This is a genomic window from Streptomyces sp. NPDC102258, from assembly GCF_055584685.1.
The window spans coordinates 31,277-50,535 of sequence record NZ_JBVJLO010000020.1 but is presented as its reverse complement, the minus strand read 5'-3'; the positions used below and the strand labels follow the sequence as shown (position 1 = coordinate 50,535).

18 protein-coding genes and 1 pseudogene are annotated in these 19,259 nt (G+C 73.1%); 13 read left to right on the top strand and 6 right to left on the bottom strand.

All coding sequences use genetic code 11. The features are described 5' to 3' along the window. Positions 1–24 precede the first annotated feature (24 nt). Entirely contained in the window at positions 25–1,692 is a 1,668-nt protein-coding gene (locus tag ACZ6ZT_RS27975) for a peptidase (protein WP_469722788.1), read from the top strand. 262 nt (positions 1,693–1,954) lie between these two features. Here ACZ6ZT_RS27975 and ACZ6ZT_RS27970 read toward each other — a convergent pair whose 3' ends face one another. Both ACZ6ZT_RS27970 and ACZ6ZT_RS27965 read right to left on the bottom strand, forming a co-directional pair. Then, positions 1,955–2,218 (bottom strand): chorismate mutase, encoded by a 264-nt coding sequence (locus ACZ6ZT_RS27970; RefSeq protein ID WP_469722786.1) that lies wholly within the window; start codon positions 2,216–2,218, stop codon positions 1,955–1,957. Between the two features lie 210 nt (positions 2,219–2,428). Next, on the bottom strand, positions 2,429–2,803 hold the full coding sequence (locus ACZ6ZT_RS27965) for a DUF7848 domain-containing protein (RefSeq protein WP_469722898.1): 375 nt from the start codon (positions 2,801–2,803) through the stop codon (positions 2,429–2,431). A 189-nt stretch (positions 2,804–2,992) separates the two neighbouring features. Here ACZ6ZT_RS27965 and ACZ6ZT_RS27960 point away from each other — a divergent pair, with 189 nt between their 5' ends. The 7 genes and pseudogenes from ACZ6ZT_RS27960 to ACZ6ZT_RS27930 all read left to right on the top strand — a co-directional run bounded on the left by ACZ6ZT_RS27960 (position 2,993) and on the right by ACZ6ZT_RS27930 (position 9,780). After that, the gene (locus tag ACZ6ZT_RS27960) at positions 2,993–3,739 is read left to right on the top strand and encodes a DUF6879 family protein (protein ID WP_469722784.1); all 747 of its coding nucleotides are present in this window, start codon (positions 2,993–2,995) and stop codon (positions 3,737–3,739) included. Between the two features lie 22 nt (positions 3,740–3,761). Beyond that, entirely contained in the window at positions 3,762–4,604 is an 843-nt protein-coding gene (locus tag ACZ6ZT_RS27955) for a helix-turn-helix domain-containing protein (RefSeq protein WP_469722783.1), read from the top strand. A gap of 11 nt (positions 4,605–4,615) precedes the next feature. Continuing rightward, a pseudogene (locus ACZ6ZT_RS27950) lies at positions 4,616–5,203 on the top strand (DUF5753 domain-containing protein); the annotation flags it as partial. Between the two features lie 116 nt (positions 5,204–5,319). Further along, a complete protein-coding gene (gene guaA / locus ACZ6ZT_RS27945) occupies positions 5,320–6,912 on the top strand; it encodes a glutamine-hydrolyzing GMP synthase (protein ID WP_469722781.1) in 1,593 nt (530 codons plus the stop codon). Positions 6,913–7,067: 155 nt separating this feature from the next. Then, complete coding sequence (locus tag ACZ6ZT_RS27940) at positions 7,068–7,838, top strand: class II aldolase/adducin family protein (RefSeq protein WP_469722780.1); 771 nt, start codon at positions 7,068–7,070, stop codon at positions 7,836–7,838. 102 nt (positions 7,839–7,940) lie between these two features. After that, the gene (locus ACZ6ZT_RS27935) at positions 7,941–9,206 is read left to right on the top strand and encodes a hypothetical protein (RefSeq protein ID WP_469722779.1); all 1,266 of its coding nucleotides are present in this window, start codon (positions 7,941–7,943) and stop codon (positions 9,204–9,206) included. Then, positions 9,193–9,780 (top strand): DoxX family protein, encoded by a 588-nt coding sequence (locus ACZ6ZT_RS27930; protein WP_469722777.1) that lies wholly within the window; start codon positions 9,193–9,195, stop codon positions 9,778–9,780. The genes ACZ6ZT_RS27935 and ACZ6ZT_RS27930 overlap by 14 nt, the downstream gene beginning before the upstream one ends. Here ACZ6ZT_RS27930 and ACZ6ZT_RS27925 read toward each other — a convergent pair. Next, positions 9,684–9,950, bottom strand: a complete 267-nt coding sequence (locus ACZ6ZT_RS27925) for a hypothetical protein (RefSeq protein WP_469722775.1) — start codon at positions 9,948–9,950, stop codon at positions 9,684–9,686. The genes ACZ6ZT_RS27930 and ACZ6ZT_RS27925 overlap by 97 nt on opposite strands. After that, positions 9,937–11,226: a PspC domain-containing protein gene (locus ACZ6ZT_RS27920; RefSeq protein ID WP_469722774.1), complete on the bottom strand. Its 1,290-nt coding sequence runs from the start codon at positions 11,224–11,226 to the stop codon at positions 9,937–9,939. Before ACZ6ZT_RS27920 ends, ACZ6ZT_RS27925 begins: the two co-directional genes overlap by 14 nt. A 131-nt stretch (positions 11,227–11,357) precedes the next feature. On the opposite strand from ACZ6ZT_RS27920, the gene ACZ6ZT_RS27915 reads away from it, so the two are divergent. The 3 genes from ACZ6ZT_RS27915 to ACZ6ZT_RS27905 all read left to right on the top strand — a co-directional run bounded on the left by ACZ6ZT_RS27915 (position 11,358) and on the right by ACZ6ZT_RS27905 (position 14,540). Further along, complete coding sequence (locus tag ACZ6ZT_RS27915; protein ID WP_469722772.1) at positions 11,358–12,644, top strand: PspC domain-containing protein; 1,287 nt, start codon at positions 11,358–11,360, stop codon at positions 12,642–12,644. Beyond that, entirely contained in the window at positions 12,641–13,339 is a 699-nt protein-coding gene (locus tag ACZ6ZT_RS27910; RefSeq protein ID WP_469722771.1) for a LuxR C-terminal-related transcriptional regulator, read from the top strand. The genes ACZ6ZT_RS27915 and ACZ6ZT_RS27910 overlap by 4 nt, the downstream gene beginning before the upstream one ends. An 88-nt stretch (positions 13,340–13,427) precedes the next feature. Continuing rightward, entirely contained in the window at positions 13,428–14,540 is a 1,113-nt protein-coding gene (locus ACZ6ZT_RS27905; RefSeq protein WP_469722770.1) for an alpha/beta hydrolase, read from the top strand. A 29-nt stretch (positions 14,541–14,569) separates the two neighbouring features. Here ACZ6ZT_RS27905 and ACZ6ZT_RS27900 read toward each other — a convergent pair whose 3' ends face one another. Continuing rightward, positions 14,570–15,628, bottom strand: coding sequence for a C40 family peptidase (locus ACZ6ZT_RS27900; protein ID WP_469722768.1), 1,059 nt, complete (start codon positions 15,626–15,628; stop codon positions 14,570–14,572). 129 nt (positions 15,629–15,757) lie between these two features. Then, positions 15,758–16,114: a hypothetical protein gene (locus ACZ6ZT_RS27895; RefSeq protein ID WP_469722767.1), complete on the bottom strand. Its 357-nt coding sequence runs from the start codon at positions 16,112–16,114 to the stop codon at positions 15,758–15,760. Between the two features lie 215 nt (positions 16,115–16,329). On the opposite strand from ACZ6ZT_RS27895, the gene ACZ6ZT_RS27890 reads away from it, so the two are divergent. Together ACZ6ZT_RS27890 and pcrA are read left to right on the top strand one after the other, a co-directional pair. Beyond that, positions 16,330–16,644, top strand: a complete 315-nt coding sequence (locus tag ACZ6ZT_RS27890) for an ArsR/SmtB family transcription factor (RefSeq protein WP_469722765.1) — start codon at positions 16,330–16,332, stop codon at positions 16,642–16,644. 92 nt (positions 16,645–16,736) lie between these two features. Then, complete coding sequence (pcrA, locus tag ACZ6ZT_RS27885) at positions 16,737–19,229, top strand: DNA helicase PcrA (protein ID WP_469722763.1); 2,493 nt, start codon at positions 16,737–16,739, stop codon at positions 19,227–19,229. The last annotated feature ends 30 nt before the right edge of the window (positions 19,230–19,259 follow it).

The window sequence follows — 19,259 nt, the reverse complement described above, 5'->3', positions numbered from 1 at the left end:
ACGGGTCCGGCGGTCAGAGGGTGCATGAGACAGCGCATCTCCCTGCTGGCCGCCTGCGGCCTGGTCACCGCGGGGCTCGCCACCGCCACCGCCATCACCCCCGCGCAGGCCGCGGAACCCGTCCTCACCCTCGCGGCCCCGTCCGCCCTCGCCCTGACGCCGTACCCGGCAGACGGCGCGCCGAAGCCGGTGACACTGGCCGTACGGCTGGAGCAGCCGGCCGGCGGCACGGCCTTCACCGGCCCGTTCACCTTCACCGTCGACCTGTCCAAGGTCGCCGGGGTGGCCACCGTCCTCGACACGCCCCTGTGCAAGACCGTCGCCGCCACGCTCGTCTGCGAGGACAAGGGCACGGGCGCGGGGGCCCCGCGAGGGGTCGACCTCCAGGTCGCCGCTGCCAAGGGCGCGGCGAACGGGAAGAGCGGCGAGATCACGGTGAGCGGCGCCGCGGCCGGGGTCACCGTCACGTCCGCCGTCACCGCGGTCACGGTCGGCGGGCCGGACCTGGTCATGGGGGAGATGCCGCTCAAGAAGGACCCGAAGCCGGGCGAGAGCCAGGCACTCCCGCTCGCGTTCGAGAACCGGGGCACGCAGGCCGCGCACGGCGTGGTCCTGGAGCTGGAGGCCAGCCACGGCCTGGAGCTCGCCGAGCGCTACGACAACTGCGAGTACCGCACCACCCGTACCTCCACCACCGCGCTCTGCACGATCGAGGGCGAGTTCGAGACGGGGGCGGGCTACGAGCTGGCGGGGGACAGCCCGCTGCACCTGAGGGCCACCGGGCACGCCCGCGCGGAGGTCCTGGGTTACGGGATCTACCCGGCGGCGGGCGCGAACGCGGGCACGCACACCGAAGTCGACGGAAAGCCGAAGCCCGGGCCGAAGCCCGGCGACCCGGCCGGCAAGGGCCCGGGCGGCAGCAGCAAGCTCACCGCGAAGAAGCGGGCGGCGGCCCCGCCCCCGGCCGTGCGCGGCGCGGACCTCAACCCCGCCGACAACCGGCGCGAGGCCGTCTTCGCCGTCACCAACACCGCCGACCTCGCGGCCGACCCCGTCGTCGTCAAGGGCAAGGCGGGCGACACCGTCCAGGCCGTCGTCGCCGTCCGCAACCAGGGACCGGCCTGGGTCTTCGAACCCCGCTCCGAGGCCCCGGCGGCCGTCGTCGACGTGGCGCTCCCGGCGGGCCTGAAGGTGGTCACGGCCCCTGCGGCCTGCCGCTCCACCGGGACCGCTGCCGCGCCGCGCTACCTGTGCGCCACGGGGGCCACGCTGCTGGAGACCGAGAAGGCGGCGTTCCCGTTCGAGCTGCGGATCGAGAAGGCGGTGGCGGACGCGAAGGGCGCCATCACCGTCGGCCGGCCCGGCCTCGGCGGGGAGCCGCAGAAGCACCCCTTCGACCCGGACCTGGCCAACAACCAGGCCGCGTTCACGGTGAACCCGGCCGGTCCGGCCCCGAGCACTTCGGGCACGCCGTCGCCGAGCGCGTCCCCCTCGGCCTCCGCGTCGCCCTCCGCGTCGGCGTCCGCCACCCCGAGCGGCGGGGCCACCACCCCGGCGACGTCGGGCGGCTCGGGCAGCGGCCCGCTGGCCTCCACCGGCAGCACGGTGGGCCCGGTCGGTCTGGCGGGGGCCGCGCTGGTCCTCGTAGGAGGCGGCCTGTACGCGGCCTTCCGGCGGCGCCGCACGGCCTAGCGACACCGGGCCGGGGAACACCGAACGGCCGGTCCGGGGCGTCCCCCGGGCCGGCCGTTCTCCTGGGGTGACCGGGCTGCTGTCCCCTGCCGTCCGGTCACGTGAAGGAGCGAGGTCCCACGGCGCGCGCCCTCCGGCATCGCGCCTCATCGCTCCCTGGATCCACGCGTGGTGACGCGGCCCCGCGCCTGGCTGGCGCGGATTACCCCGAGAACGAAGGCCCGTGGGGGCGGTCACGGTCCGGACGGGTGACGAACATCCGTCACACCCGCCCCCGGCAGAGCTCCAGCAGCGTCATCGCGAGCGCGGTACCGGGCTTGCCGAGGGCGTCGCTCCAGTGCGCGAGCACCTCCATCTCGCGCGACAGGTGCACCCGGCGCCCGCCCGAGGTGATCCGGGCCTCCTGGATGACGGCCGAGACGGCCATCCGCTCCTGGATCAGCCCGATGATCCGGTCGTCGAGCGCGTCGATCCGCTCACGGCTGCCGGCGATGAGCTGCTCGGGGGTGGGGGCGATGGTGGTCATGGGGTTCCTCCTGGGTGGGGGTGGGGACCGCGGGACCGGGGGGAACGCCAGAGCGCCCCGGTCCTGTCGGACCGGGGCGCTCTGGGAAGTCAGCGGCTCAAGCGAGCATCACGCGGACCCATGGCGACCGGACCGACCGGTGCCATAGGTAAAGAGGAAGCTCAGCTGCTCACGCATGTCCGGATTATTACCCTCCGCCCCCTCCCCGGGTCAACCGCGCCCATATCCTGAGACGACCCGCGCGTGATCGCTCCGCATCCGTCGGAACACCTCGTGCCCGCTGCGCCGCGCGTGCCCGAGCGCCCACTCCTCGGCCGCCTCCTCCTCGTCCTGCGGCCCGGACCCCGCCGGGCAGCAGTACGCCCGGCAGACCGCCTCATAGGTGACCCCGCCCTCGGGCACGTGCCTCAGCACCGTCCCCGCCCCCGGTGCGCCACGATCTCCACGTTGCAGTCCGACACCCCCGACCGGTCCCCCCCGCCGATACGCCTCCCGCCGCTCCCGCACGAGCGCCGCACACACGTCACACCCCGGCGCGGGTCTGGGGGCGTCCGGGGGGAGGGAGAGGTGGACGGGCGGGCTCATGGTGGTGTGCGATGCCATGAACTGGACGCTAGATGGGTCGAGTTGCTGCCTGCGAGGGACTATTCCGGACTATTCTCGCCAGGGAGACGGATATGCCAGGGCATTCTCACGCAGGAGCGGTCAAGTCGTAGCCGGAGAGCATGCGTTGCCGTGACCCTGAGTCGACCGACCTACGAGAGGGGCAGGCGCATGGCACGTCGACTGCGATTCAATGGCACGGGAAGTGGCGAGGGTGGTTGCCCGGCTGCACACGAGGACCTGGACAGTGGGGAGATCATCGTCCACGGCCCACCGCTCACGGATCCTGAAGACATCGCCCAACTCCAGCACCTCTCCGCGGGCGAGGTGTCGATCGTGGTGCCGCGAGAGCTGCTCGTCGATTTCGGTCCCAAGGAGGTGACCCGAGTGCCGCGCACCATCGACCTGGAAGCGTTCGGTCGCCTCTTCGAGAACTTCGAGCACACCGCTTGGCGGCTGGAGACCCGGCGCCGCTACGCGTCTGACGAAGTCACCAGCACCTATGCCGAGTTCCTGCGGGGTGTGCGCCCGAAATGGGACGTGGAGACGGAGTGGTCCACGACGATCCGAGCCAAGACCGGGGCCGGCGCCACGGTCGGCCGTGTTCGTCTCGTGGACGACCCGCCGACGGACGGGCAGCGCTACCTGCTGGCGTACGCGGAGCGGAACGCCTCGCTCGGCGAGGACATCCGCAACATGTGGCGCGCGGACGCCGACCGCCTGCGACTGCCGGCCGAGGACTTCTGGATCTTCGACTCGCGGCTGGTCGCCCTGCTGAACTTCGATGACGCGGACAACCTGCTCGGTGCCGAGCTGATCACCGAGCCCGCCGAGGTGAACCGCTACTGCCAGGTGCGCGACGCGGCCTGGCACTACGCGATCCGGTACGAGACGTTCGTGTCAGGCCTGAGGGAGTAGAACTGCCAGTGAACGCGCGTAGGTGAGTACGGATTTCCAGCAGGCCCGGGCAGCTCTCGGAGCAAGGCTCCGAGAGCTGCGCGAAGCATGCCCAGCGGGGCGGGTCACCGGCACGGCGCTCGCGGCACGGCTGGGTTGGACGCAGTCGAAGGTCAGCAAGCTGGAGAACGGCCGGCAAACGGCCACGGCCGGAGACCTTGAGGCGTGGGCCCAGGCGGTCGGGCAGCCGGAAGCCGCGGACGAGCTGCTGGCGCGGCTGCGCGGGCTGGAATCCCACATCCGGTCATGGCGTCGCCAGCTCGCGGCAGGTCACACACCGGTACAGGACGCCCACAACGAGGCGCAGGCGCGGTCGCAAGTCCTCCGCGCTTGGGAATCCTCGTGGGTCGTCGGCGTGCTCCAGACGCCGGACTACGCGCGCGCGATCCTCAGCCGCTTCGCCGAACTGCACCGTTCACCGCGTGACATCGATGACGCGGTGCGTTCCCGGATGAGGCGCCAACAGGGGCTCTACGACTCGACGCGGAAGTATCACATCCTGCTGTGGGAAGGCGTCCTCCACGCCAGGATCTGCCCCCCTACCGTTCTTGCCGCGCAGCTCGACCGGCTGCTGGGCGTGATCGGCCTGGACACGGTCGAGCTGGGCATCGTTCCCCATCAGGCCTCGCTGAAGCTGCCGCCCGGCAGCGGCTTCTGGATCTATGACGACCGGCAGGTGATCGTGGAGACCTGGCACGCCGAGCTGTGGCTCGATGACGCGGACAGCGTCGCCACCCACCTCCGGGTCTGGGACACGCTCCGCGAGTCCGCCGTCTTCGGGGCCGAGGCGCAGCGCGTCATCGTGCGGGCGCGGCGGGAGCTGTGAGCGGGGAGGGCGTCCGCTCCTGGAGGCGGCAGCTCAGTGCGGGGCACAAGCCCGTGCAGGACACGCACCTCGCCGCGCACGCCGACGCCGCCGTGCTGCGCGGGTGGGAGACCTCCATGGTCATGGGGATCCTCCAGACGCCCGACTACGCGCGCTCCGTCTTCACCCGCTACGCGGAGCTGCAGCAGTCCCCCCGGGACACCGAAGAGGCCGTCCGTTCGCGCATGCGGCGGCAAGAGGCGCTCTACGACCCGGCCAAGCGGTTCCACCTGCTCATGTGGGAGGCCGCGCTCCATGCGCGGATCTGCCCGCCCGCCGTACTCGCGGCGCAGCTCGACCGGCTGTTGGGTGTGATCGGGCTCGACACCGTCGAGCTGGGCATCGTGCCGTTCGCGGCGCCGCTGAAGATTCCGCCCGCCACGGGGTTCTGGATCTATGACGACCGGCAGGTGATCGTGGAGGCCTGGCACGCCGAGCTGTGGCTCGATGACGCGGACAGCGTCGCCACCCACCTCCGGGTCTGGGACGCGCTCCGGGAGGCCGCCGTGTACGGGGATGCCGCGCGGCGGGTGGTCGGGCGGGCTCGGGGAGGGCTGTGAGCGGGGTGTCGCGGGGGGTCACCGGCGGCGGGGACTGGATGGTGCGACAAAAGCGGGGGTGGGGCCGACGGTAGAATCGACAAAACAGCCACCCTCCTCCGCCGGAAGGCCGCCCCGTGCCAGAAGCACCCTCCGCCGCTCACGACAGCGCCCCGGACACGGTTCTCGTCGTCGACTTCGGCGCCCAGTACGCCCAGCTCATCGCCCGCCGCGTCCGCGAGGCCCGGGTCTACAGCGAGATCGTGCCCAGCACGATGCCCGTGGCCGAGATGCTCGCCAAGGACCCCAAGGCGATCATCCTGTCCGGCGGTCCGTCCTCCGTGTACGAGGAGGGTGCCCCGCGCCTGGACGACGCCGAGAGCCTCTTCGGCGCCGGCGTCCCGGTCTTCGGCATGTGCTACGGCTTCCAGCTGATGGCGACCACCCTCGGCGGCACCGTCGACAACACCGGCGCGCGCGAGTACGGCCGTACGCCGCTGGCCGTCTCCAAGGCCGGCTCCACCCTCTTCGAGGGCACCCCCGCGAGCCAGTCGGTGTGGATGTCCCACGGGGACGCCTGCTCCGCAGCCCCCGAGGGCTTCGCCGTCACCGCGTCGACGGACGTCGTCCCGGTCGCGGCCTTCGAGAACGACGAGAAGAAGCTGTACGGGGTCCAGTACCACCCCGAGGTCATGCACTCCACGCACGGCCAGCAGATCATGGAGCACTTCCTCTACCGCGGCGCCGGCATCCAGCCCACCTGGACCACCGGCAACATCGTCGAGGAGCAGATCGCGGCCATCCGCGAGCAGGTCGGCGACAAGCGCGCCATCTGCGGCCTGTCCGGCGGCGTGGACTCCGCGGTCGCCGCGGCCCTCGTCCAGAAGGCCATCGGCTCCCAGCTGACCTGCGTGTACGTCGACCACGGCCTGATGCGCAAGGGCGAGACCGAGCAGGTCGAGAAGGACTTCGTGGCCGCCACCGGCGTCCAGCTGAAGGTCGTCGACGCCCAGGAGCGCTTCCTCGACGCGCTGGCCGGCGTCTCCGACCCGGAGACCAAGCGCAAGATCATCGGCCGTGAGTTCATCCGCGTCTTCGAGCAGGCCCAGCTGGAGATCATGCAGGAGGAGGGCCCCGCGGTCGCCTTCCTCGTGCAGGGCACCCTGTACCCGGACGTCGTCGAGTCCGGCGGCGGCACCGGCACCGCCAACATCAAGTCCCACCACAACGTGGGCGGCCTCCCCGACGACATCGAGTTCGAGCTCGTCGAGCCGCTGCGCCAGCTGTTCAAGGACGAGGTCCGGATGGTCGGCCAGGAGCTCGGCCTGCCCGAGGAGATCGTCCAGCGCCAGCCGTTCCCCGGCCCCGGCCTCGGCATCCGCATCGTCGGCGAGGTCACCAAGGAGCGCCTGGACCTGCTGCGCGAAGCCGACGCCATCGCCCGCCACGAGCTGACCGCCGCCGGCCTGGACCGGGAGATCTGGCAGTGCCCGGTCGTCCTGCTCGCCGACGTGCGCAGCGTGGGCGTCCAGGGTGACGGCCGCACCTACGGCCACCCGATCGTGCTGCGCCCCGTCTCCTCCGAGGACGCCATGACGGCGGACTGGACGCGCATGCCGTACGAGGTCCTCGCGAAGATCTCCACCCGGATCACCAACGAGGTGGCCGACGTGAACCGCGTGGTCCTGGACTGCACGAGCAAGCCCCCGGGCACCATCGAGTGGGAGTAGGACCTCCCGCCGACCCCCGACAGCCCGTGACGAAGCCGCCGTTCCCCGAGGGGACGGCGGCTTCGCCGCGTGTCTGGCCTCTTGCGGCGGCCGCCGGTACCTTGCGCCGCGACCCGGGACGAGACGAAGACGCAGACGAAGACGAAGGAGGGGCCGTGGCCGAGCGACCCGTACCCGTGCCCGCCGAACGGCTCGGCTTCGCGCTGCCGCCCGTCTTCGCCACCGCCGAGGAGACCCGGGCGCACCGCCGGGAGCGGCTCGCGGAGGGGCTGCGGCTGCTGGGGCGGCTGGGGTACGAGGACGGGGTGGCCGGGCAGGTCTCCGTACGCGATCCGGAGTTCGAGGACTGCTACTGGGTCAACCCCTTCGGGCGGGCCTTCGGCGGGCTCAGCCCCGACGACCTGCTGCTGGTCGACGGGGAGGGCCGGGTGCTCCGGGGTGCGCGGCGGGTGAACCAGCTGGCCTTCGCCGTGCACGCCGCCGTCCACCGGGCGCGGCCCGGCGTGGTGGCCGTCGTGCGCGCGCAGGGCCCGTACGGCAGGGCGCTGGCCTGCCTCGGCGAACTGCTGGCCCCGGTCACGGAGGAGGCCTGCGCCTTCTACGAGGACCACGCGCTGCTGGACGAGTACGCGGGCGCCGAGGACCCGGCGCGGGTCGGGCGCGCGCTCGGCCCGTACAAGGCGCTGATCCTGCGCAACCGGGGCCTGCTGACGGTCGGGGACTCGGTGGAGGCGGCGCTGTGGTGGTGCGTCGCGGCGGAGCGGGCCGCGCAGGTGCAGCTGATCGCGCGGGCGGCCGGGAAGCCGGTGGCGATCGACCACCGCGGCGCGCTCGCCACGCGCGGCCGGTTCGGGACGGACCTGGCCGCCTGGGTCAGCTACCAGCCGCTGCGGGAGGCGGCCGGAGGGGTGACGTCAACATCATGAACGGTTAATCACCCGCTCTGACATCGTGGGCAATCCGGAGCACTGCCGCAGTGGTGCACAATTCGCTGGCATTGCACCGGAGTTCAGAGAGGCGGCACGCACGTGGCTGTCCAAGAGATCCCCCGAAGTACCCACGGCGGCGGCTGCACCTGCGACGACTGCCCGCACGGAGCCCGGGAGGGACACCGCCGGGCGGTGGCCGCCTTCCTGGAGAAACGCGACGAGTTCGCCGCCGGACAGGGCGTCCCCGCCGCCGTGGCCCACTCCCTCGGCGCCTCCCGCCAGTGGGTGTCCGACGAACTGACCCTGTCCGCGCGCACGGTCGCCGACCGGGGCCGGGAGGCCGGGCACTCCTGGCTGTACCTGCTGTCGCGGCGGGCCGTCCTCGCCCTGTGGATCGCCGCCGGGGTGCTGCTGGTGGTCCAGGTCGGCACCGCCCTCGGCACGGGCTGGTCCACCGCCCGCACCGCCGGGCTGCTCGCGGCCCTCGTCCTGGCCGGGCTGCTCACCCTCGCGGCGCGGACCCAGTCGCTGCGCGGCGGGCTGCTCGCCCCGCTGGTCGGCGAGGACAACCGGCTGTCCACCTCCAAGGCGGTCCCGGCGGCCTGGCTGGTGCTGACCGCCTTCGCCGCCCTGCTGCCCGCGCTGCGGCTGGCCGCCTCCTCGCCCGGTCCCGAACGCGAGGCCCTGTACGACGGGCTGGCGCTGGGACGGGCACTGCCGCTGCTGGCGGTGCTCGCGCTGACGTCCGGGGTGGCGGTGCTGGTGCGCCGGGTGGTGTGCGTACGGATCATGGGGCAGCGGCTGCAGAAGCTGCCGGCGGACCGTCCCAGGGGGGCGGACCTGCTCACGGACGACGCGGGCCGGGGCAGCTTCACCGACGCGCAGTACGTCCTGGTCTCCCTGGTGGTGCTGGCCTTCGCGGCGGTGTCGCTGGCCCGCTTCCCGGACCGGCTGCCACGGCTGCCGTGGTCGCTGGCCATGCTGGTGGCCCTGTCGGCGGTGGTCTACCTGGCGGCGAAGTACGCCGAGGGGAGCCGCCCGCTCGTGCTGTCGGTGGTCCGCAGACGGGAGCCCGGGGATCTGGACGCGGCCGTCCGCCCCGGGGACGACATCGAGATCCGCGGGGTGGGCTTCGTCCCGCCCGGGGCGCAGACCCCGGAGATGCTGGCCCGGCTGGTGGTCCGGATCGGGGCCGTGCACGTCCACGTACCGCTGGTGCCGGTGCCGGGCGGGTTCACCAACCCGTCGGACGCGGTGCTGACCGTGCCCGTGCCGGCGGAGGTCGAGCCGGGCCGCACCGAGATCCAGGTGGTGACGGCCGCCGGGGTGGAATCCAACCGCTACGGCATCGATGTCGCCGAGTGAAGGGGGTACGCGGTACACATGGGGCGTGACCCGAACTGACGTGCCTTCAGGGCCGGCGGCCCCGTCCTTCAGAGAGACGGCCGCCCGCCACGCGCTCCTGCCCCTGCGGATCTTCCTCGGCGTGACCTTCGTGTACGCGGGTCTGGACAAGCTGACCGACTCCGCGTTCCTGTCCGCCACCGGCCCCGGCTCCCTCGGCGAGCTGATGCGGGGGGTGCGCGACACCTCCGCCGTCCCCGCCCTGGTGGACCTGGCCCTGAAGTCGCCCGTCGGCTTCGGCACCGCCATCGCCGTCGGTGAGCTCCTCGTCGGGCTCGGTACGCTCGCCGGGCTGCTGACCCGGATCGCGGCCACCGGCGGAGCGCTGATCTCGCTCAGCCTGTGGCTCACGGTGTCCTGGGCGGTGAGCCCGTACTACTACGGCAACGACCTGATCTACCTGATGGCCTGGCTCCCGCTGGTCCTCGCCGGGGCGCCCTATCTCTCGGTGGACTCGCTGATCCGGCGGAGGCGTCCCTCTTCTTCCTCCCCGGGCCCGGACGCCTCCGTACGCCGGTCGCGGCGGACGGCGTAGGTCACCAGCCCGACCAGCGCGGCGAGCGCGAGCCCGCCCAACGCCATCGGCACCACCAGGAACCAGGGCAGATCCGTCTCCCCGGCCGCGTCGAGCAGGTAGAGCACCCCGACCGCGGTCAGGACCAGACCCGCCAGCAGCCGGCCCGGCTGGAACTCATGACGCCGCACGCTCCACCTCCACCTGTCCCACGCCCGCCTCCAGGCGCAGCTCGATCGTCCCGCCGGCCTCGGTGCCGGCGGCGGGCGCCAGGGTGGCCCGCCGGGTCTCCCCGCCGCTCTTCACCCGGATGTCGGGGCCGCCCTCCCCGGGGAACTGGATGTCGCCGAGCCGGATCGAGACGTCGGCCCGCGCCGTGACCTCCCGGGGTACGACCACCCTCAGCCGGCCCGCGTCGATGGCGGCGCTCACCGAGACGGTGGTGCCCTTCGGCACGTCCAGCCGGCTCAGGTCCAGGGTGGCGAGCCCGGTGCCCGACCGGTAGGAGGGCGCCACGTCCGCCACCGCCGCCGGGCGCCAGTCCACGTCGTGCCAGTCGGTGCCGATCTCGCGCGGCAGGGTCAGCGACCCCGCCAGCAGGCCGGCGGTGATCAGCGACAGCACGACGGTGCCGAAGCCGGTACGCCCCTTGACGGAGCTGACGGCCATGCCCAGCCCGAAGACGGCCAGCGCCGAGGCGAGCCCGACCTGGAGGGCGTGCGCGAGGGTGCTGCCCTCCCACACCGAGGCCGTGCCCGCGCCCCCGGCCAGCAGCGCCAGGACGAACACCCGCCCGCCGATGCCGCCGCCCGTGCGCGCCGGGGCCGCCGCGCGCGGCTTCGCCGGAGCCGTACCGGGCCGCGGGCCGATCTCGTCGTCCGGGCCCCACAGGTACCCCGACGACCCGACCGGGCCGGTCGTACCGTCCTTGATCAACGGGTCCCGCCACCACGACGGGCTGCAGGGCACCGGCGGAGCCTGCGTCTCCGGCGGCGCGGGCCGGTGCGCGGCCGGGGCCTCGGCCTCCGCCTCGGGGGGACGGCGGTGGCGCTGCGACCAGTACGCGGCGCCGCCGAGGGCCAGGATCACCAGGACGGAGAAACCGCCGATCACCCCGTTGTCCGCCATCGACAGGAACAGGGCGCAGCCCACCAGCGCGCTGAACACCGCCGCCAGGGTGGCGCCCTCGACCCGGCCGGTCAGCAGCTTCCGGCCCTCGCTGTCCTCCTCGCCGTCCTGGGGGAGCAGCAGCCACGCGAAGCCGTAGAAGATCAGACCGACGCCGCCGGTGACGGCGAGCACGCCCAGCACGATCCGGAACACCACCGGGTCCAGGCCGAAGTACCGGCCCAGGCCGCCGCACACGCCCGCGAGGACCTTGTCGTGCCTGCTGCGGCGCAGGGGCGGGCGGCCGTCCGGGGCGGGTGCCCCGGCATCCGGCGGCGGAGCGTCGTGTACTTCGGTCATGCGTCCATGGTGACGGGCCGCCGGGCCCCGCGGCACCGGTGACGACCCTGGCGCAACCCTGATATCCCCCCGGGGGAACCGGGGGGATTCCCTGATGCCGCCGCCCGCCCGCGCGTGTGACCCTTGGTGCCATGCCCGTAGCCGCCCCGCCCCGCCCACCGCACGCACCCGACGCCGAGGACGCGCCCCAGCGCAAGCTGTACCGCAGCGCCGACGGCCGGATGCTCGGCGGCGTCGCGCGCGGCCTCGCCGGGCACCTCGGGCTGCCGGTGATCTGGGTCCGGCTCGCCTTCCTCGGCATGTTCATGTTCGGGGACGGGCTCGGGGTGCTGCTGTACGCGGCGTTCTGGGTGTTCGTCCCGCTCGGCGTCGGCGGCAAGACCGGCCACCACTCCTTCTTCGAGACCCTGCCCGACGGCACCCGGCGCCTGCGCAAGCCCGACAAGGGGGCGGTGTCCGGGCTGATCGCGCTGGCCGTCGGCGCGGGCATCTTCTTCTCCCAGCTGCGCGTCGGCGGCGCGAACGGCCGCTACGTCTGGCCGACCCTGCTCGTCGGCGCCGGCGTGGTCCTGGTCTGGCGGCAGGCCGACAACGCCCGCCGCGCCCACTGGAGCGCCGCCGCCGGCCGCCACGGACGCCTGCTTCAGGCCGCCCGGGCGCTGGCCGGGGTGGTGCTCGTCGGCGTGGGCCTGACCGTGTTCATCGTCGTACGGGGATCCGCCGCGCAGCTCGGCAACGTCCTCACCGCCACCCTCGCCGTCCTCGTCGGCATAGCCCTGCTCGCCGGACCCTGGCTGATCCGGATGACGCAGGACCTCTCCGAGGAACGCCTGATGCGCATCCGCGCCCAGGAACGCGCCGAGGTCGCCGCCCACGTCCACGACTCGGTGCTGCACACCCTCACCCTGATCCAGCGGGGCGCCGAGGACGCCGGCGAGGTGCGCCGCCTCGCCCGCGCCCAGGAACGGGAACTGCGCAACTGGCTGTACAAGCCCGAGGGCACCGGCAAGGACGAGGCCGAGGAGCCCGCCACCCTCGCGGAGGCTGTGAAGAAGACCGCCGCCGAGGTCGAGGACCACCACGGCGTCCCGATCGAGGTGGTCGTCGTCGGCGACTGCCCGCTCGACGAACGCCTCGGCGCCCAGGTCCAGGCCGCGCGCGAGGCGATGGTCAACGCCGCCAAGTACGGTGGCGACGGCGGCCCGGTGCAGGTGTACGCGGAAGTCGAGGGCCGCACCGTGTTCGTCTCCGTACGGGACCGCGGACCGGGCTTCGACATCGACGCGGTACCGGGCGACCGTATGGGCGTACGAGAATCGATCATCGGCCGGATGCGGCGCAACGGCGGGACCGCCCGGCTGCGGTCCGCGCCCGACGGTGGCACGGAAGTCGAGCTGGAGATGGAGAGGGCGGCATGAGCACCGAGGGCAGCGCTGTGAACGAGACCGGGGGCAGGCGGGTCCGGGTCGTGCTCGTCGACGACCACCGCATGTTCCGCACCGGGGTACAGGCGGAGATCGGCGAGACCGCCCGCACCGGCGTGGAGGTCGTCGGCGAGGCCGCCGACGTGGACCAGGCCGTCACCGTCATCACCGCCACCCGCCCCGAGGTGGTGCTCCTGGACGTGCACCTGCCCGGCGGCGGCGGCGTCGAGGTGCTGCGCCGCTGCGCCCCGCTGATGTCGGCCGCCGAGAACCCGGTACGGTTCCTGGCCCTGTCCGTGTCGGACGCCGCCGAGGACGTCATCGGCGTCATCCGCGGCGGCGCCCGCGGGTACGTCACCAAGACCATCACCGGCACCGACCTGGTGGACTCCGTCTTCCGGGTCCAGGACGGCGACGCGGTGTTCTCGCCCCGGCTGGCCGGCTTCGTCCTGGACGCCTTCGCCTCCACCGACGCCCCGCCGGTCGACGAGGACCTGGACCGGCTCACCCAGCGCGAGCGCGAGGTGCTGCGGCTCATCGCGCGCGGGTACGCGTACAAGGAGATCGCCAAGCAGCTGTTCATCTCGGTCAAGACGGTCGAGTCGCACGTCTCGGCGGTGCTGCGCAAGCTCCAGCTCTCCAACCGCCACGAGCTGACCCGCTGGGCCACCGCCCGCCGCCTGGTCTGATCCGCCGGCCGCGGCCCCCGCGGTGTGATCCACGCCGCAGGGGCCGGGGGCAACCGCGAGACCGTGCGCCGGACTCTTCGGTGTCGTGATGAGCCTGACGGGGACCCCCTTCTTCGCGACGGCGGTCGCCCTGACCGTGACCGCCGTCGCCCTGCCGCTGGCCGTGTGGAGCAAGGTGCGCGGGCCCGCCGCGCTGCGCCTGGCCGCGCGCGGCTCCATGCTGGTCTTCGCGCAGGTCACCGCCGTGCTGCTGGTGTTCGTCGCGGTCAACCGGGACATGAACTTCTACGCGAGCTGGGGCGACCTCTTCGGCACCGGGAAGTACGTCACCGCCGCCCCCGACCTCGGCCCCGACGGCCTCGGCGGGAAGAAGGCCGACGAGGTCAGGGCCGAACCCAAGGTGCGCCAGAGCTTCGAGCCGGTCGAGGGCCTCGGCGGGCGCGTGCGCAAGACCGAACTCGACGGGAAGATATCCGGGGTCAAGGGCGACGTCATGGTGTGGCTGCCGCCCCAGTACGACGACCCCGCCTACAAGGACAAGAAGTTCCCCGTCGTCGAACTCATCCCCGGCATCCCCGGCACGGGCAAGTCCTGGTTCCAGGGACTCAAGGCGCACGAGGTGCTGGAGCCCCTGATGAAGCAGGGCAAGGTGCAGCCCTTCGTCCTGGTCTCGCCGCGCGCGATGCTGCTGGGCAACGCCGACACCGGCTGCGCCAACATCCCCGGCAAGGTCAACGCGGACAGCTGGTTCAGCGTCGACGTCCGCAAGATGGTCACCGACAACTTCCGGGTCTCCGACGAGGCCCGCAGCTGGGGCGTCGCCGGGTACTCGGCCGGCGCGTACTGCGCCGCCAAGCTGGCCGTCCTGCACCCCGACCGCTACAGCGCGGCCGTCTCCCTCTCCGGCTACAACGACCCCGGCCAGGAGCCCACGTCGCTGGTCGCGAAGGACCCGGAGCTGCGCCGCACCCACAACCTGAAGGCCGTCCTGCAGGCCGCGCCCACGCCGCCGCCGGTCGCGCTGTGGATGTCGGGGGCGGAGCAGGACGGCTACCTGTCCGGCACGGACCTCAAGGCGCTCGCCCAGAGCCCGACCACGGTGCACGCGGAGAAGGTGACCGGCGGCCACAACCTGGAGTCGTGGTCGAAGCAGCTCCCGCAGACCTTCGACTGGCTCAGCAAGACGGTCAAGGCGCCGTAGCCGTCAAGGGACGTAGCCGGGAGCGCGGTCTAGGCGGGGCGGCTGGCACCCGCCCAGGGCATGGAGTCCACCGGCGCCAGCCGGACCGTGGAGCCGGGGCGCGGGGCGTGGATCATCTGGCCGTTGCCGATGTACATGCCGACGTGGGTCACCCCGGAGTAGAAGAAGACCAGGTCACCGGGGGCGAGCTGGTCCCGCGCGACCCGCCGTCCGGCGTTGATCTGGGTGTAGGTGGTGCGGGGCAGGGAGACCCCGGCCGCGCGCCAGGCCGCCTGGGTCAGCCCCGAGCAGTCGTACCCGCCGGGGCCGGTCGCGCCCCAGACGTACGGCTTGCCGATCGCGGCGTACGCGAACGCCACCGCGCGGGCGGCCCGCGAGCCGTCGCCGGGGGGCGGCGGGGCCGGGGTCCCGCCGTGGGTGGCGGCCTGGGCGGCGGTCGCCCCGGCGGTAGCCGGCCCGGCCTCGTACGCCGCCCGTTCCTCGGCGGTGAGCCGGGCCAGCAGGCGCCGGGCCGCGTCGATCTTGCCCTCGATGACGGCCTTCTGCTCCGCCAGCTCGCCCTGCCGGGCCCGCAGGTCCGCGAGCCGCCCGGCGGCCCGGTCGCGCAGCTGCCCGGCCTCGTCGAGGCCGCGCCGTACGGAGGCCACCTCGGCGGCGGTCCGGTCGCCGGCCCGGGTCAGCAGGGAGGCCCGCTCCAGGTAGTCCTGCGGGTCGGTGGCCATCGCGAGCTGGAGGGCCGGGCCGAGGCCGCCGCTGCGGTACTGGGTGGTGGCCAGCGAGCCGAGCGAGCGCCGGGCGGTGTTCAGCCGGTCCGCCTTGCGGGCGGCCTCGTCGCGCAGGGCGGACAGCTCCCGCTCGGTCTCGTCGGCCTTGACCTTCGCCCCGTCGTACCGCTCCGTCGCCGCCTCGGCGTCCCCGTACAAGCGGTCGACCTCCGCCTTGACCTGGGCGGGGGTGGGCTGGGGGTCGGCGTACGAGGTGCCTTCGCAGGCGGTGGCGGTGGCAGCGCCCGCGAGGGCGAGGGCGGCGGCGGTCCGTACGGCGCCGCCGGAGAGCGGGCGCTGCCTGGGCTTTCGATGACTGGCCACGCGGGCCTCACGTCCTTCCGTCGGTCCTGGGGGAGGACGCTAAACCGGAAGGTCACGGGACGATGACGGAATGCGCGGAACTGGCCGTTGCCGACCGCCGATGACCGGAAGGGGGCTGATCGGAGGCGATCAGTGCCAGAGGACGGCGATGAAGATGTTGGCGACGGTCAGCCCGCCGACGGCGGCGAAGAGGCCCTTCTCCACGTGCTCCTCGTCGCGCTTGACGTAGACCAGCGCCAGGATCACGAAGAGGACCGCCAGCTTCACGCCGATCTTGACGTTGTTCAGGGGCGCGCCGTCGCCCATCTCGTGGAAGCCGACCAGCAGGACACCGGTGACCAGCATGGTCAGCGCGCCGTGCAGCATCGCGGGCACGAAGCGGGCCGTGCCCGCGCCCATGGCCTTCAGCTGGGTCAGGAAACCGCCGAGGAGGGAGGCTATGCCGATGATGTGGAGGCCGACGAAGACCTGGGTGAGGACAGTCATGCCGACGAGCGTACGGGGCACCCTCCGGCACCCCGACAGCGGTCTTCGGCGGGCCCGCGCGGCCGCGGCGGCGGCCCGCGCGGCCCGCGTGGCAGGGCCGCGCCGGCCTGCGGCGGCGGCCCGCGCGGACCCGGGGCCGCACCCCGCGCGGACCCGGGGCCGCACCCCGCGCGGACCCGCGGCCGCACCCCGCGCGGCCTGCGTAGGCTGGCCGCATGACGCCCGCCCGCGCCGCCGAGCCGACCCATCCCGCCGCCGACCGGATCGAGCTGGCCGCCGTTCTCGCGGCGCTGGGACACCCCGCCCGGCTGGAGATCGTCCGGCGGCTGGCCGCCGCCGAGGAGTCCTGCTGCGGGGACGTCGTGCCCGACCTGCCCCGCTCCAGCGTCACGCACCACATCAGGACCCTGCGCGAGAGCGGCGTCATCCTCCAGCACCCCCGGGGCCGCAGGCACCTCCTCGCCCTGCGCCGGGCGGACCTCGAAGCCCGCTTCCCCGGCCTGCTGGACCTCGTACTCGGCTACCGCTAACGGCCCCGCGCCGTCGTCCTCCCGTACGGATCCCGGCCGATTTTCCGGGGGCGGGACCGGCTGTCGGTCCCGCCCCCTAAACTCGGAAGGCGATGAGCAGCCTCTTTGACGACAGCTTCCTGGCGGACCTCGGCCCCACCGACGAGGTCCCGCCGCCGCCCGAGGACCACCCCGCCCCGGAGCCGGGCGCGGACGACCTCTTCGGGGGCCGGTTCGACGTACCCATGAGCGGGGACGCGTACTACCGCGACGGCGCCCCCAGGCCCGTCATCGACCCGGCGGCGCTCCTGCACGGGCTGAACGAGCAGCAGGCCGCGGCCGTGGTGCACGCGGGTTCCCCGCTGCTCATCGTCGCCGGCGCGGGCTCCGGCAAGACCCGCGTCCTGACCCACCGCATCGGCCACCTGCTGTCCGCGCGGCACGTCCACCCCGGCCAGATCCTGGCGATCACCTTCACCAACAAGGCCGCCGGTGAGATGAAGGAGCGCGTGGAGAGCCTGGTCGGCCCTCGCGCCAACGCCATGTGGGTCTCCACCTTCCACAGCGCGTGCGTCCGCATCCTGCGCCGCGAGTCCAAGCGCCTCGGCTTCACCTCGTCGTTCTCGATCTACGACGCGGCCGACTCGAAGCGCCTGATGGCGCTCGTCTGCCGCGACCTGGACCTGGACCCGAAGAAGTTCCCGCCGAAGGCCTTCAACGCCAAGATCTCGAACCTCAAGAACGAGCTGATCGACGAAGAAGCCTTCGCGGACCAGGCAGTGGACGGCTTCGAGAAGACCCTCGCCCAGGCCTACGCGATGTACCAGGGGCGGCTGCGCGAGGCCAACGCGCTCGACTTCGACGACATCATCATGACCACCGTCCACCTGCTCCAGGCCTTCCCGGACGTCGCCGAGCACTACCGGCGCCGCTTCCGCCACGTACTGGTCGACGAGTACCAGGACACCAACCACGCCCAGTACACCCTCGTGCGCGAGCTCGTCGGCCCCGGATACCCGGACCTGCCGCCCGCCGAGCTCTGCGTCGTGGGCGACGCCGACCAGTCGATCTACGCCTTCCGCGGTGCGACCATCCGCAACATCCTCCAGTTCGAGGAGGACTACAAGGACGCCACGACGATCCTGCTGGAGCAGAACTACCGCTCCACCCAGACGATCCTGTCGGCGGCCAACGCGGTCATCGAGCGCAACGAGAACCGCCGCGCGAAGAACCTGTGGACCGAGGCCGGCTCGGGCGCGGTGATCACCGGCTACGTCGCGGACACCGAGCACGACGAGGCCCAGTTCGTCGCCGACGAGATCGACCGGCTGACGGACGCGGGCGACGCCAAGGCGGGCGACGTGGCGATCTTCTACCGGACGAACGCGCAGTCGCGCGTGTTCGAAGAGATCTTCATCCGCGTCGGACTGCCCTACAAGGTCGTCGGCGGCGTCCGCTTCTACGAGCGCAAGGAGGTCCGGGACGTCCTGGCCTACCTGCGCGTCCTGGCGAACCCCGAGGACAACGTCCCGCTGCGGCGCATCCTCAACGTGCCCAAGCGCGGCATCGGCGAGCGCGCCGAGGCGATGATCGACGCGCTCGCGCTGCGCGAGAAGATCACCTTCCCGCAGGCCCTGCGCCGCGTGGACGAGGCCTTCGGCATGGCCGCCCGCTCCACCAACGCCGTCAAGCGCTTCAACGTGCTGATGGAGGAGCTGCGCACCATCGTCGACTCCGGCGCCGGACCGGCCGTGGTGCTGGAGGCGGTTCTGGAGCGTACGGGGTACCTCGCCGAGCTCCAGGCCTCGACCGACCCGCAGGACGAGACGCGCATCGAGAACCTCCAGGAACTCGCCGCCGTGGCCCTGGAGTTCGAGCAGGCCCGGGACGAATCCAGCCCGGGCACCCTGGCCGAGTTCCTGGAACAGGTCGCGCTCGTCGCCGACTCCGACCAGATCCCGGACGAGGACGAGGACGGCAGCGGGGTCATCACCCTCATGACCCTGCACACCGCCAAGGGCCTGGAGTTCCCGGTGGTCTTCCTGACCGGCATGGAGGACGGGGTCTTCCCGCACATGCGCGCGCTGGGCCAGACCAAGGAGCTGGAGGAGGAGCGCCGCCTCGCCTACGTCGGCATCACGCGCGCCCGCGAGCGGCTGTACCTGACCCGGTCCGGCATGCGCAGCGCGTGGGGGACCCCCTCGTACAACCCGCCCTCGCGGTTCCTGGAGGAGATCCCGGCCGAGTACCTCCAGTGGAAGCGGACGGGCGCCGCGCAGAAGCCGGCCGGGCCAATGCGCGGTTCCTCCGGCTTCGGCTCGGGCTCCGGCCCGGGCGGCGGGAAGGCCTCGTTCGGTACGTCGCCTGAGGCGTTCCTGTCCTCGTCGCGTACGAAGTCGGGCCCGTCCGGGTTCGCCACGCGCCGCGCCACCGACAAGCCGGTCATCGCGCTCGTCGTGGGGGACCGGGTGACGCACGACCAGTTCGGGCTGGGCACCGTCATGGAGGTCCGGGGGGCCGGGGCGGACGCGCAGGCCACCATCGACTTCGGGGACGACAAGCCGAAGCGGCTGCTGCTGCGCTACGCGCCGGTGCAGAAGCTCTAGCGGCGCCCGGGGGCGCCGGGACCCGCCACG

What these genes read in the sequence shown, in the direction of transcription:
- ACZ6ZT_RS27975 (WP_469722788.1), top strand. Translation starts at nt 25, where the DNA reads ATGAGACAGCGCATCTCCCTGCTGGCCGCCTGCGGCCTGGTCACCGCG.
- ACZ6ZT_RS27970 (WP_469722786.1), bottom strand. Translation starts at nt 2,218, where the DNA reads ATGACCACCATCGCCCCCACCCCCGAGCAGCTCATCGCCGGCAGCCGT.
- ACZ6ZT_RS27965 (WP_469722898.1), bottom strand. Translation starts at nt 2,803, where the DNA reads ATGAGCCCGCCCGTCCACCTCTCCCTCCCCCCGGACGCCCCCAGACCC.
- ACZ6ZT_RS27960 (WP_469722784.1), top strand. Translation starts at nt 2,993, where the DNA reads ATGGCACGTCGACTGCGATTCAATGGCACGGGAAGTGGCGAGGGTGGT.
- ACZ6ZT_RS27930 (WP_469722777.1), top strand. Translation starts at nt 9,193, where the DNA reads ATGTCGCCGAGTGAAGGGGGTACGCGGTACACATGGGGCGTGACCCGA.
- ACZ6ZT_RS27920 (WP_469722774.1), bottom strand. Translation starts at nt 11,226, where the DNA reads ATGACCGAAGTACACGACGCTCCGCCGCCGGATGCCGGGGCACCCGCC.
- ACZ6ZT_RS27915 (WP_469722772.1), top strand. Translation starts at nt 11,358, where the DNA reads ATGCCCGTAGCCGCCCCGCCCCGCCCACCGCACGCACCCGACGCCGAG.
- ACZ6ZT_RS27910 (WP_469722771.1), top strand. Translation starts at nt 12,641, where the DNA reads ATGAGCACCGAGGGCAGCGCTGTGAACGAGACCGGGGGCAGGCGGGTC.
- ACZ6ZT_RS27905 (WP_469722770.1), top strand. Translation starts at nt 13,428, where the DNA reads ATGAGCCTGACGGGGACCCCCTTCTTCGCGACGGCGGTCGCCCTGACC.
- ACZ6ZT_RS27895 (WP_469722767.1), bottom strand. Translation starts at nt 16,114, where the DNA reads ATGACTGTCCTCACCCAGGTCTTCGTCGGCCTCCACATCATCGGCATA.
- ACZ6ZT_RS27890 (WP_469722765.1), top strand. Translation starts at nt 16,330, where the DNA reads ATGACGCCCGCCCGCGCCGCCGAGCCGACCCATCCCGCCGCCGACCGG.
- pcrA (WP_469722763.1), top strand. Translation starts at nt 16,737, where the DNA reads ATGAGCAGCCTCTTTGACGACAGCTTCCTGGCGGACCTCGGCCCCACC.